General features: G+C 52.3%; 13 protein-coding genes. 10 read left to right on the forward strand and 3 right to left on the reverse strand.

The window, feature by feature from the left end; all coding sequences use genetic code 11:
- Positions 1-72: 72 nt before the first annotated feature.
- On the reverse strand, positions 73-1,761 hold the full coding sequence (locus tag SGBXF1_RS08075; RefSeq protein WP_061807167.1) for an aspartate:alanine antiporter: 1,689 nt from the start codon (positions 1,759-1,761) through the stop codon (positions 73-75).
- 315 nt (positions 1,762-2,076) lie between these two features.
- On the opposite strand from SGBXF1_RS08075, the gene SGBXF1_RS08080 reads away from it, so the two are divergent.
- Complete coding sequence (locus SGBXF1_RS08080) at positions 2,077-2,466, forward strand: inner membrane protein YbjM (protein ID WP_037420044.1); 390 nt, start codon at positions 2,077-2,079, stop codon at positions 2,464-2,466.
- Between the two features lie 42 nt (positions 2,467-2,508).
- Here SGBXF1_RS08080 and SGBXF1_RS08085 read toward each other — a convergent pair whose 3' ends face one another.
- Positions 2,509-2,772 (reverse strand): GrxA family glutaredoxin, encoded by a 264-nt coding sequence (locus SGBXF1_RS08085; RefSeq protein WP_012006074.1) that lies wholly within the window; start codon positions 2,770-2,772, stop codon positions 2,509-2,511.
- 241 nt (positions 2,773-3,013) lie between these two features.
- Between SGBXF1_RS08085 and SGBXF1_RS08090 the strand changes: the two genes are divergently transcribed.
- The 9 genes from SGBXF1_RS08090 to rlmC all read left to right on the forward strand — a co-directional run bounded on the left by SGBXF1_RS08090 (position 3,014) and on the right by rlmC (position 11,435).
- Positions 3,014-3,328, forward strand: coding sequence for a YbjC family protein (locus SGBXF1_RS08090; protein WP_130379958.1), 315 nt, complete (start codon positions 3,014-3,016; stop codon positions 3,326-3,328).
- 57 nt (positions 3,329-3,385) lie between these two features.
- Positions 3,386-4,288: a 30S ribosomal protein S6--L-glutamate ligase gene (gene rimK, locus SGBXF1_RS08095; protein WP_186428147.1), complete on the forward strand. Its 903-nt coding sequence runs from the start codon at positions 3,386-3,388 to the stop codon at positions 4,286-4,288.
- Positions 4,289-4,449: 161 nt separating this feature from the next.
- Complete coding sequence (locus tag SGBXF1_RS08100; protein ID WP_037420038.1) at positions 4,450-4,929, forward strand: type III secretion system chaperone family protein; 480 nt, start codon at positions 4,450-4,452, stop codon at positions 4,927-4,929.
- Between the two features lie 408 nt (positions 4,930-5,337).
- On the forward strand, positions 5,338-6,447 hold the full coding sequence (gene potF, locus SGBXF1_RS08105) for a spermidine/putrescine ABC transporter substrate-binding protein PotF (protein WP_037420035.1): 1,110 nt from the start codon (positions 5,338-5,340) through the stop codon (positions 6,445-6,447).
- Positions 6,448-6,586: 139 nt separating this feature from the next.
- On the forward strand, positions 6,587-7,720 hold the full coding sequence (potG, locus tag SGBXF1_RS08110; RefSeq protein ID WP_037420032.1) for a putrescine ABC transporter ATP-binding subunit PotG: 1,134 nt from the start codon (positions 6,587-6,589) through the stop codon (positions 7,718-7,720).
- Positions 7,721-7,739: 19 nt separating this feature from the next.
- Positions 7,740-8,705 carry a putrescine ABC transporter permease PotH gene (potH, locus tag SGBXF1_RS08115; protein ID WP_082797612.1) on the forward strand — a complete coding sequence of 322 codons (966 nt, stop codon included), beginning with the start codon at positions 7,740-7,742 and terminating at the stop codon, positions 8,703-8,705.
- Entirely contained in the window at positions 8,702-9,547 is an 846-nt protein-coding gene (gene potI / locus SGBXF1_RS08120) for a putrescine ABC transporter permease PotI (protein WP_037420026.1), read from the forward strand. The genes potH and potI overlap by 4 nt, the downstream gene beginning before the upstream one ends.
- Before the next feature lie 154 nt (positions 9,548-9,701).
- Entirely contained in the window at positions 9,702-10,181 is a 480-nt protein-coding gene (locus SGBXF1_RS08125) for a YbjO family protein (RefSeq protein ID WP_130379960.1), read from the forward strand.
- A gap of 126 nt (positions 10,182-10,307) precedes the next feature.
- Positions 10,308-11,435 carry a 23S rRNA (uracil(747)-C(5))-methyltransferase RlmC gene (gene rlmC, locus SGBXF1_RS08130; protein WP_186428148.1) on the forward strand — a complete coding sequence of 376 codons (1,128 nt, stop codon included), beginning with the start codon at positions 10,308-10,310 and terminating at the stop codon, positions 11,433-11,435.
- A gap of 50 nt (positions 11,436-11,485) precedes the next feature.
- Here the strand turns inward: rlmC and SGBXF1_RS08135 are convergent, their stop codons facing one another.
- Entirely contained in the window at positions 11,486-12,220 is a 735-nt protein-coding gene (locus tag SGBXF1_RS08135; RefSeq protein WP_061807174.1) for an arginine ABC transporter substrate-binding protein, read from the reverse strand.
- Positions 12,221-12,306: the final 86 nt, after the last annotated feature.

Genomic DNA, 12,306 nt, shown 5'->3' on the forward strand with positions numbered 1-12,306 from the left:
AAAGGAAAGTTCTCACCGGGGATAAAAATTTCAAAATATTTTTGCCACTGATTCATCTTTGTTGCTTATCAGTTAGCCGAGGATCCCCGGCCACAACACCACGATCAGCGAGCCCGCGAGGGTTAACAACACGTTAGCGATAGCGTAGGTCCCGGCATAGCCCAGGGCTGGGATATTGCTGCGTGCGGTGTCACTGATGATTTCCATTGCCGGTGCGCAGGTACGGGCCCCCATAATTGCACCGAACAGCAGTGCGCGGTTCATGCGCAGTACATAGGCACCGAACAGGAAGCAGATAATCACTGGCACCAGACTGACGATTAACCCGGCGATCAGCATCTGGCCACCGACGGCACCCAGGCTATTGCCAATACCCGCGCCGGCGCTGAGGCCTACGCCAGCCATAAATACCATCAGGCCAAACTCTTTCACCATATTCAGCGCACCCTGCGGGATGTAGCCAAAGGTTGGGTGGTTGGCCCGCAGGAAGCCGAGCATGATGCCGGACATCAGCAGACCGGCGGCGTTGCCAATGCCGAACGAGAAATTGCTGAATTGAATGGTAATCTGGCCAATCAAGAGGCCGATGATAAAGAAGGCGCAGAATGCCAACAGGTCGGTCACCTGGCTGTGAATGGAGATAAAGCCAATCTTCTCCGCCACACTTTTTACTCGGCGCGCGTCGCCACTGACTTGCAGTACGTCACCTTTGTTGAGCACGATGCTGTCGTCGATAGGCATTTCAATCTGACTGCGGATCACGCGGTTGAGGAAGCAGCCGTGATCGGTCAACTTCAACTGACTCAGACGCTTATTTACCGCATTGCTGTTCTTGACCACGATCTCTTCGGTGACGATACGCATGTCCAGCAAATCCCGGTCGAAGACCTCTTTGCCGTTGCGGAAGCTGGGATCCAGTCGCGCATGGGCATCAGGGTAGCCGACCAGTGAAATCTCATCACCCACTTGTAGCACTGCGTCGCCGTCCGGGTTAGCCAAAATGCCGTTACGACGAATACGTTCGATATAGCAGCCGGTCTGGCGATAGATACCCAGTTCACGCAGATTTTTGCCGTCGGCCCAGGCGACCAATTCCGGTCCAACGCGATAAGCGCGGATGACCGGCAGATAAACCTTACGTTGGCTGTCCGTGTCCAGGCCACGTTCGCGGGCAATCTGTTGGGCGGAAGTAGAGAGGTCCTGATGCTGCAGCTTAGGCAGGTAACGCGCGCCGAAAATCAGGCTGACCAGACCAATCAAGTAGGTCAGGGCGTAGCCGAGGCTCAGATGATCTTGCGCTGCGAGAAGTGCCGGGCCGTTGGTAATGGTATTGCGTAACGTATCGCCTGCACCCACCAATACCGGGGTTGAGGTCATCGACCCGGCTAGCATCCCGGCGGTCAGGCCAATATCCCAATGGAACAGTTTGCCGAGCCCAATGGCGATCACCATCGCGGAACCGACCATCACCAGTGCCAGCATCAGATAATTTTTGCCGTCACGGAAAAAAATCGAGAAAAAGTTCGGTCCGGCTTCCACGCCAACGCAGAAAATAAACAGCATAAAGCCGAGATTGAGGGCTTCTGTGTTAATGGCGAAATGTTGTTGGCCCAGCAGTAGTGAAACCACTAAAACGCCAATGGAATTACCGAGTTGAACGGAGCCCAAACGGACTTTACCGAGGCACAGCCCCAGTGCGAGTACCACGAACAGTAACAGGATGTAGTTACCGTTTAACAAACTAGCGACGTTTATGTTCACGTAGGATAACTTATTGTTTACCAGTAAGTGCTTGATATAAATAACTATAAGATATAAATTCAGTCAAAAAGCGACGTCATAAATAACTAACCAGCGGAAGGCGATTCGAACCATCGATCGGCGGCGTTTATTCTAGTCGCAATGGCGCGTGACAGCCAGCATAAAGCTGCGTTCCTGCGCCGCCGTACGCATTTAACCCTCTTTAAGCCAAGGAAAAAGTTCAGTTCAGCGTTGTCGGTTTACGGCAAGGCGTCACGGGTTTTGTGGCACAGCTGATTTTTATGGTGTGGTAATGCGGTTAAGCGGGAGGGGCACATGGCGAGTGAACGGTATTGGTGGGGGATTTTAAGCTGTTTTCTGCTGTTCAGCCTGGTGTATCTCGGCCAGCAGAGTGGGGCATTTGGCAGTACGGATCATGAGCATCAGGGTGAAACCGGCCTGCTGTTGTTTGTGATACCTGGCGTGATCGCCAGCTATCTGTCGAGTAAAAAACGTATTCTTTGCCCGCTACTGGGTGCGCTATATGCGTTGCCACTGTGTCTGATCATCCGCCATTTTTGGCTTACGCCGTCCTCTTCGTTCTGGCAGGAACTGGCTTATGCCACCAGCGCGGTGTTCTGGTGTGTATTCGGTGCGCTGCTGGCTTTATTTGTTCGCGGTTTGTTGCAAGCCTATCAGCACTGCCATCCTCGTGAACGGCAATAAAAAAAGGCGCTATAAGCGCCTTTTTGTCGTTCAGTCTGAAGTTTACTGGAACAGATTCAGGTTTTCTTTAGCATAGGCTTCGAAATCGGTGCAGCCGCCGATGTGTTTCTCATCGAGGAAGATCTGCGGTACGGTTTCTACTGGCTTGCCAACGGTTTTTTCCAGATCAGCCTTGGTGATGCCTTCAGCGTGGATATCAACATAACGGAAGTTGAAATCGTCACGTTCTTCAGTCAGTTTTTCCGCCAACTCTTTCGCACGGACACAATAAGGACAGCCTGGGCGCCCGAAGATAACTGCAAACATGCAACACTCCTTAGATTGATATTTAAATATTTAATCGCAACTGCAATGACATTCTGTCAGTCCAAAAAGACTAAAGCCAAGCATTACCCGCGTTAATGACGGTTACTATGCCCGTTGAGTCGACGAAAAAAAAGCAGGAATTACCTGTTAATCCGATTCATGTAACCGATTAAGCTGCCGGGGCTGTCGCCGCTGGTTGGAATTCACTACACTGAAGACAGAGCTTTGGGAGAAGAAAAATATGCGTTCATTCGGTGACTTACCGCGTCCGGTGCTGGTTTTGGAAGGCCTGGGTATGCTGTTGTTGGTGCTGGCTTATCTGAGCATTCACCATCATGTCGAACTTCCGGGTTGGTTGGCGTCGCCACAGGCGGCGGTAGGCATGATCTTTCTCGGTGTAGCACTGATGGTGCCCGCCGCTGCATTTCTGGTCTGGCGCGTGGTGCAAGGTTTTGGCCCACTGATGCGCGGTGGTGAACCGCCGCAAAACGATCGCCGTAAACCCGAAGTGAAACCTATGCCAGATGATAAAAACGATCGTGAGCCGCGCGTCTGAGTGATGGCCGTCGGTGATATGCCTGCCTGACAGGTGTTTGTCTTTTTGGGGTGACGAGTGAAAATTGCCATTCTTTCGCGCGATGGAACGCTGTATTCATGCAAGCGCTTGGTAGAGGCGGCGGAACAGCGTGGCCACTGCATTGATATTATTGACCCACTCTCCTGTTATATGAACATTAATCCGGCTGCGCCCACTATCCATTATCGTGGCCGTCAGTTGGAGCGTTACGACGCCGTAATTCCCCGTATCGGCTCCGCAATCACCTTTTACGGCACTGCGGTGCTACGCCAGTTTGAGCTATTGGGCAGCTATCCGCTGAATGAGTCGGTGGCCATTACGCGTGCGCGCGACAAGCTGCGTTCTTTGCAATTGCTGGCACGCCAAGGCATAGACCTGCCGATCACCGGTTTTGCGCATTCACCGGACGATACCGGTGATTTGATTGAACTGGTCGGCGGCGCTCCGTTAGTGGTCAAACTGGTAGAAGGCACGCAGGGTATCGGTGTGGTGTTGGCGGAAACTCGCCAGGCCGCAGAAAGCGTGATTGATGCCTTCCGCGGCCTTAATGCCCATATTTTGGTGCAAGAATATATCCGCGAGGCCCAGGGCAGTGACGTGCGCTGTTTGGTGGTGGGCGGGAAGGTTGTGGCAGCCATTGAGCGGCAGGCCAAGCCCGGCGAGTTCCGTTCTAACCTGCATCGTGGTGGCACGGCCCGCAAAGTGGTTATCACAGCCAAAGAGAGAACGATGGCTGTGAAGGCCGCCACCACGCTGGGGTTGGATGTTGCCGGGGTTGATATCTTGCGTGCGGATCGTGGCCCGTTGGTGATGGAGGTCAACGCCTCACCGGGTTTGGAAGGCGTGGAAAGCACCACTGGGTTGGATATTGCGGGCATGATGATCGAGTATATCGAACAGCGTGGCAGACCGGGTTTCCGTCTGAAGTCGGGGGGCTAATGGCCCCGAAGCGAATCTGTTTTTCTGCACGCGGTGATACGACCTTTTCTCTGCCATATTTGCCCTAATAGCGAATTAAGCCGCATTGATCGTGGCATAGCGGGGCAATATTCCGTAAGCTATGCGCCTTTTCGTGTTTTGAATATTGTGAGGCTGGTATTATGGATTCACTCATTGTCCCTGATTTGGCGTTGTTACGACGTTGGCTGGATCAATCGGGCATTTCATTCTTTGAGTGCGATTCCTGTCAGGCGCTGCACCTGCCGCACATGCAAAACTTCGACGGCGTTTTCGATGCCAAGCTTGATCTGGTTGATAACGTGCTTCTGTTCTCCGCACTGGCCGAAGTGAAACCGACTGCGCTGATCCCATTGGTGGCTGATCTCAGCCAAATCAATGCTAGTTCGCTGACCATCAAAGCATTTGTTGATATCCAGGATGACAACCTACCGAAGTTGATCGTTTGTCAGGCGCTCAGCATTGCCGTTGGTGTCACGCTGGAGCAGTTCACCCACTTTATGCAGCAGGGTGAAGAACAAATCTCAATGGTCATCCTCGAGGCGCGGGCGAACGATCTGCTGTTTATGGGTGACGAAGAAGAGAACACGGCTGCAGCTGACCGCCATCCAATGCTGCACTGATCCCCACTGTACATTATGTGTGCCGCCCCTCTGGCGGCATGCTGCCATTATTCCCTTCCGCAATAATATATTCTGCGTTTTACCCTCTGTTGCCAGATATTTCTCGCCGTTTATGCCATTAATGGCGTATCACATAGAGAGAAACTGCATAAAAAATCGATAAAAGCCGGTTTTAACCCCGGAGGCTGGTGCGTTCCGGCAACAGCGGTTATGCTGCTGATTCTGCTAAGGGCTTGCGATTCCCCTGGTGACCTTGCGGGCTGGGCAATAGAAAAAGGCACATGCAATCAACTGCATAGCCATTCAATCCGCGGTTGCAACGATTGCGCTCGATCAGGAAAGGTTTTGTATCATTTCGCGATACAAGTTCAATTCTATGATTCACCCCTGTTTTGGAGGTAGTTACGGATGGTCACCCAACGTAAAAAGTGGTTATCGGGTGTTGTTGCCGGCCTGCTGATGGCCGCGTCCGTCACAGCGTCAGCCGAGGAAAAAACGCTGCACGTCTATAACTGGTCCGACTATATTGCGCCGGACACCTTAGCCAAATTCCAAAAAGAAACCGGTATTAAAGTGGTGTATGACGTCTTTGACTCCAACGAAGTGTTGGAAGGCAAACTGATGGCAGGCAGCACCGGTTATGATCTGGTTGTACCATCATCCAATTTCCTTGAGCGTCAGTCGCAGGCCGGCATCTTTGAGCCGCTCGACAAGAGCAAAATACCGAATTACAAAAACCTTGATCCAGAGATGCTGAAGCTGGTGGCTCATAACGACAAGGATAACAAATACGGCATCCCATACATGATGGTGACCACCGGTATCGGCTATAACGTTGATAAGGTGAAAGCCGTATTGGGCAAAGATGCACCGGTCAACAGTTGGGATCTGATCCTTAAACCGGAAAATCTCGAGAAGCTAAAAAGTTGTGGAGTTTCCTTCCTGGATGCGCCAAGCGAAGTTTACGCCACCGTACTGCATTATCTGGGTAAAGATCCTAACAGCACCAACGCTGCGGATTACACCGGTGCGGCAAATGATCTGCTGCTCAAGCTGCGCCCGAACATCCGTTATTTCCATTCTTCACAGTACATCAACGATCTGGCGAATGGTGACATCTGTGTCGCGATCGGCTGGTCCGGTGACGTCATGCAAGCCGCCAACCGTGCCAAAGAGGCGAAGAACGGCGTGAACATTGCTTACGCCATTCCAAAAGAGGGGGCGTTGACTTACTTTGATATGTTTGCCATGCCGGCAGATGCCAAAAGTAAAGATGCCGCTTATCAGTTCCTGAATTTCTTACTGAAGCCGGACATCATGGCTGATATCAGTAACCATGTTTACTATGCTAATGCGGTCAAGGACTCTACACCACTGGTGAACGCCGACGTGCGTGATAACCCGAACGTGTATCCGCCTGCGGATATTCGCGCCAAGCTGTTCACGTTGAATGTACAGTCGCCGAAACTGGACCGCGTCATTACCCGTGCCTGGACTAAAGTTAAAAGCGGGAAGTAATACTCAGGGCTCAGTATACCGGGCCCGGTTTTCCCCGTTGTATTAACCAGCAGGTGGGTCCTCCCCGCCTGCGTTGCCATTTTGGGCCATGGCAATCGCCGTGGTTTTTTGTCCTGTTTTGCACCGGAGAGCACCCCGATTGAACGACGTCATCCCTCGTCCTCAAGCCAAATCGCAGAAGGTTTTCACTCCTCTGCTGGAAATCCGTAACCTCACTAAAACCTTTGATGGCCAAAATGCGGTCGAAGACGTTAGCCTGACCATCTATAAAGGCGAAATATTTGCATTATTGGGCCCTTCGGGCTGCGGCAAGTCGACGTTGTTACGTATGCTGGCCGGCTTTGAACAGCCGACGGAAGGGCAAATAGTGCTCGATGGGCAGGATATGTCGCACGTGCCACCTTACCAGCGGCCGATCAACATGATGTTCCAGTCCTACGCGCTGTTCCCACACATGACGGTAGAGCAAAACATCGCTTTTGGCCTGAAACAGGACAAAATGCCGCGTGCAGAAATCACCGACCGGGTGGCGGAAATGCTGTCACTGGTACATATGCAGGAGTTCGCCAAACGTAAACCTCACCAGCTTTCCGGTGGTCAACGCCAACGTGTGGCGCTGGCACGTAGCTTGGCTAAACGACCGAAATTGCTGTTACTCGATGAACCTATGGGTGCGCTGGATAAAAAGCTACGAGATCGGATGCAGCTGGAAGTAACGGACATTCTTGAGCGTGTCGGTGTGACCTGCGTGATGGTAACTCACGATCAAGAAGAAGCGATGACCATGGCAGGTCGCATTGCCATTATGAACCGCGGTAAGTTTGTGCAGATTGGCGAGCCGGAAGAGATCTACGAGCATCCGAACAGCCGCTTTAGCGCGGAGTTTATCGGCTCAGTCAATGTGTTTGATTGTGTGCTGCAAGAGCGCCATGAGGACGCATTGATCCTGCAAAGCCCCGGCTTGCGTCACGCGATCAAAGTAGATTCTGATGCCTCGGTGGTAGACGGAGTGCCGATCCAGGTCGCCCTGAGACCAGAAAAAATCATGTTATGCGAAGACGTGCCGCAAGATGGCTGCAACTTTGCGGTAGGGGAAGTTGCGCATATCGCCTATCTCGGTGACTTGTCTATCTATCACGTGAAATTACTTAGCGGCCAGATGATCAGTGCCCAGTTGCAAAACGGCCATCGTTTCCGCAAAGGGATGCCGACCTGGGGCGATGAAGTGCGTCTGTGCTGGGAAGCCGACAGCTGTGTCGTGTTGACGGTGTAGAAGGTGGGGAAAAATCATTATGACAATGCTTGCTGAACGCACGCCGCCGGAACCGCCGGCTAAAACGTCCGGTCCATTGAAAGCGTTTTTCCAGCGTTTGCAGATGGCCCATGGCCGCAAGCTGGTGATTGCGGTCCCATTGCTGTGGCTGACGTTATTGTTCCTGTTGCCGTTCCTGATTGTGTTCAAGATAAGCCTGGCAGAACTGGCGCTGGCCGTCCCACCTTATACTGACTTGATGAGTTGGGCAGAGGGTAAGCTGGATATTGCACTTAACTTTGCCAACTACCTGCAACTGACCGACGACCCGCTGTATCTGGACGCCTATTTGCAATCGCTGCAAGTTGCAGCGGTGTCGACAGTGTGCTGCCTGATCATTGGGTATCCGTTGGCCTGGGCAGTGGCACACAGCAAGGCGTCGACCCGCAATATTTTGCTGTTGCTGGTGATCTTGCCCTCGTGGACCTCGTTTTTAATCCGGGTTTATGCCTGGATGGGCATTTTGAAAAACAACGGTATTCTTAACAACTTCTTGTTGTGGCTGGGTGTGATTGATCAGCCATTGGTGATTCTGCACACCAATCTGGCAGTGTATATCGGTGTTGTGTATTCCTACCTGCCGTTTATGGTGTTGCCGATTTATACCGCGCTAACACGGTTGGATTACTCGTTGGTGGAGGCCTCACTTGATCTGGGCGCCAAACCGTTGAAAACCTTTTTCAGTGTGATTATGCCGTTGACGCGTGGCGGCATCATTGCTGGATCGATGCTGGTGTTTATCCCGGCGGTCGGCGAATTTGTCATCCCTGAACTATTGGGCGGGCCCGACAGTATTATGATTGGGCGGGTGTTGTGGCAGGAGTTCTTTAATAACCGCGACTGGCCGGTGGCCTCGGCGGTCGCCACCGTCATGCTGTTGCTGTTGATCGTACCGATTCTCTGGTTCCACAAGCACCAGAACAAGGAAATGGGAGGGCAGGGATGAACAACTTGCCGGTAGTACGTTCACCATGGCGCATCGCTATTTTAGTCATTGGTTTCACGTTTTTGTATGCACCGATGCTGATGCTGGTGGTTTACTCGTTTAACAGTTCCAAGCTGGTGACGGTGTGGGCTGGCTGGTCGACGCGTTGGTATGTTGAGTTGTTCCATGATTCGGCGATGATCAGTGCCGTTGGGCTGAGCTTGACGATTGCTGCTGCCTCCGCGACCGCTGCCGTTGTGCTTGGCGCTATAGCGGCAGTTGTTATGGTACGTTTTGGCCGTTTCCGCGGTTCAACTGGTTTTGCCTTTATGCTGACGGCTCCCTTGGTTATGCCGGATGTGATCACCGGTCTGTCCCTGCTGCTGCTGTTTGTGGCGATGGGGCATGCGTTTGGCTGGCCGTCGGAACGTGGCATGTTTACCATTTGGCTGGCCCATGTCACCTTTTGTACTGCTTATGTATCGGTGGTGATCAGTTCGCGTTTGCGCGAGTTGGATCGCTCTATCGAAGAAGCCGCCATGGATTTGGGTGCGACACCGCTGAAAGTGTTCTTTGTGATCACTTTGCCAATGATTGCACCCGCGCTGATCGCCGGTTGGATGCTGGCTTTCACCCTGTCGCTGGACGACCTGGTTATCGCCAGCTTTGTCGCCGGGCCGGGCGCTACCACTTTGCCGATGCTGGTGTTCTCCAGTGTACGCATGGGGGTGAACCCAGAAATTAACGCGTTGGCGAGTTTAATTCTGCTGGTGGTTGGGGTTATTGGCTTGATTGCTTGGTGGTTTATGGCGCGCTCGGAAAAACAGCGATCGCGCGAATTACAAAAGGCTGCCCGTAGCTGAGTCTGAGCAAACCTGCTATTTTTGCAATAATTGGTATTGCAATTGATTACCTGACTTTATATACGCCGTTTAAACAGCCCCAATGAAGGTCGAATTGCCGTGTTATTGGCGGTGGTTTGCAAGGGGCTATGGCGTTTCGTTACGGAACATGGATATGTCAGACATGCTGAACAGCAGGCAGGGAATGGGAACGACTTCAGATGCGCCAGTACCGGTGATGGTTGCGGGTACAGCGATGGTAGCTATCAAATGCGTCAGCGTGCTGTTGCTGTTGGGTGAGCTGGGCGTCGATGGCGCGCAGGAGTTTGTCAGTACCAGTGCGCAGGCCTGGGATTCTACCTTGATCTTTCTTGCGGGTTTGTTACTGCTGTGTCTGCAAATCAGTTGTGGTTTCGCGGTGATGCGTGGTCGCAATTGGGGGCGTTGGATCTATGTTGTCTGTCAGTGTCTCGTGGTCGGTTATCTGCTGTTGGCTACCATTGGCAGTTTTCTGCCGGAAGTATTTACCGTTGAGGGAGAAAGCAGTGCGCAGATCCTGCACGAACTGATTCTGCAAAAAATCCCTGACGTTGTCATTCTGGCATTACTGTTTATCCCTACGACCAGCCGCCGGTTTTTCGCTGCACATCATTGAGATTTTCTACCCAGTGCTTTTCAGACCGTCACGTTGCGGCTGCAACTTGAAAGCTATAGGGTATAGCGGCGCAGAGTGCTAAACTCTGCGCCCTTAATTCTTCATCCTGAACCTAGAGTACTCTTCATGCATTGCGCTTTGTATACGGCGGGCACTTGCCGTTCCTGTCAGTGGCTGGAAAAGCCCTACCCGCAGCAACTGACAGACAAACAGCACCATCTGCAATCACTGCTGGCCGACCGTGATGTCGCACAGTGGTTGGAGCCGATTGCCGGCGAGCAGAGCGCATTTCGCAATAAAGCAAAAATGGTGGTCAGTGGCAGCGTAGAGCGTCCGTTGCTCGGCATGTTGCATCGTGATGGCACCTCGGTTGATCTCAGCGCCTGTCCGCTCTATCCCGCCAGTTTTGCCCCAATGTTTGATGTGCTGAAAAGCTTTATTGCTCGGGCTGGCCTGACGCCTTACAACGTGGCGCGGAAGCGCGGCGAACTGAAATACCTGTTGTTAACTGAAAGCACCCATAGCGGCGGCGTGATGCTGCGCTTTGTGCTGCGTTCAGAGAGTAAACTGGCGCAGTTACGTGCTGCGCTGCCGTGGTTACAGCAACAGTTGCCGCAGCTCAGGGTGATCTCTGCCAATATTCAGCCGGTGCATATGGCGATTATGGAAGGGGAGCGTGAAATTCCTCTGACCGAGTTGCAGGCACTGGAAGAGCAGTTTAATCAGGTGCCGTTGTATATCCGCCCGCAAAGTTTTTTCCAGACCAATCCGCAAGTGGCTGCCGACCTGTATGCCACCGCCCGTGACTGGGTGCGCGCGTTAGGCATCAATAGCATGTGGGATCTGTTCTGCGGTGTGGGTGGCTTTGGACTGCACTGCGCGCAGCCGGAAACGCGTTTGACGGGGATTGAGATCAGCGCAGAGGCTATTGCCTGTGCACGCCAGTCGGCGAAAGCCTTGGGTTTGCAACATGTTGACTTTCAGGCGCTGGATTCTACGCAGTTCGCCACCGCTGAGGGCAGCGTACCTCAACTGGTGTTGGTCAACCCGCCGCGACGTGGTATTGGTAAGGCATTGTGTGACTATTTAAACCAGATGGCTCCCGGCTATATTTTGTATTCGAGTTGCAACGCCGAGAGTATGGCAAAAGACATTCAAATGTTGCCGGATTACCGCATTGAACGCGTGCAGCTGTTTGATATGTTCCCTCATACTGCCCATTACGAAGTGCTGACGCTGCTGGTGCGTAATTAAAAAGGCCCGATAAATCGGGCCTTGAAAGTGTCAGATTTGATCTCACGTTTTTACTGTGGGAACCACTTGTCACTGATGGCTTTGTAAGTGCCGTCGGCCTTGATGGCATCCAGCGCACTGTTCAGTTTGGCCAACAGCGCTTGGTTATCCGGTCGTACGGCAATGCCCAGGCCGGTTCCGAAGTATTGTGCGTCTGTCACGTGTTCACCGACCGGAGCCAACTGAGGGTTATTCTTCAGCCATTCATTCACTACCGCAGTATCACCGAATACGCCGTCAATGCGGCCATTTTTGAGTTCGAGAATGGCATTCTGATAGCTGTCGTAAGAGACGGTATTAATCTCCGGATGCTTATCCTGCATGTATTTCTGATGGGTAGTGCCATTCTCCATGCCGATTTTTTTGCCTTTCAGATCGGCCAGCGAGCTGAATTTGCCTTTTTGAGCAATCACAATTGCCGAATTTGCGTAATAGGGTTGAGTAAAGGCTACTTGCTTGCTGCGCTCTGGCGTGATGTCCATACCGGAGATTACCGCATCGTATTTTTTGAATTTCAGCGCAGCGATCAGACTGTCGAACGCCTGATTGGTGAAGGTGCATTCGGCCTTCATTTGTTTGCATAATGCGTTAGCCAAGTCGATATCAAAACCCACAATCTTGTTACTGGCATCCAGCGATTCGAACGGCGGGTAGGTGGCTGAAGAGGCAAAGCGAATGGTCTCTGCGGCACTGGCATTAAAGGCTAAAGTCGCGAGTACTGTAGCGGCCAGTATTAGTTTTTTCATGCGTAAAGCTCCTGTCTGTAAGCCTGCGTATTTTTATCTCGTCACCGCTTGATTTTAATGACAATAACCCAAAGGTTTTGGCGGCT

It is taken from the genome of Serratia grimesii (assembly GCF_900186025.1).
Lineage (GTDB): Bacteria > Pseudomonadota > Gammaproteobacteria > Enterobacterales > Enterobacteriaceae > Serratia > Serratia grimesii.

Coding starts and splice junctions, on each gene's coding strand:
- SGBXF1_RS08080 (WP_037420044.1), top strand. CDS start 2,077: ATGGCGAGTGAACGGTATTGGTGGGGGATTTTAAGCTGTTTTCTGCTG.
- SGBXF1_RS08085 (WP_012006074.1), bottom strand. CDS start 2,772: ATGTTTGCAGTTATCTTCGGGCGCCCAGGCTGTCCTTATTGTGTCCGT.
- SGBXF1_RS08090 (WP_130379958.1), top strand. CDS start 3,014: ATGCGTTCATTCGGTGACTTACCGCGTCCGGTGCTGGTTTTGGAAGGC.
- SGBXF1_RS08100 (WP_037420038.1), top strand. CDS start 4,450: ATGGATTCACTCATTGTCCCTGATTTGGCGTTGTTACGACGTTGGCTG.
- potF (WP_037420035.1), top strand. CDS start 5,338: ATGGTCACCCAACGTAAAAAGTGGTTATCGGGTGTTGTTGCCGGCCTG.
- potH (WP_082797612.1), top strand. CDS start 7,740: ATGACAATGCTTGCTGAACGCACGCCGCCGGAACCGCCGGCTAAAACG.
- potI (WP_037420026.1), top strand. CDS start 8,702: ATGAACAACTTGCCGGTAGTACGTTCACCATGGCGCATCGCTATTTTA.
- SGBXF1_RS08125 (WP_130379960.1), top strand. CDS start 9,702: ATGTCAGACATGCTGAACAGCAGGCAGGGAATGGGAACGACTTCAGAT.
- rlmC (WP_186428148.1), top strand. CDS start 10,308: ATGCATTGCGCTTTGTATACGGCGGGCACTTGCCGTTCCTGTCAGTGG.
- SGBXF1_RS08135 (WP_061807174.1), bottom strand. CDS start 12,220: ATGAAAAAACTAATACTGGCCGCTACAGTACTCGCGACTTTAGCCTTT.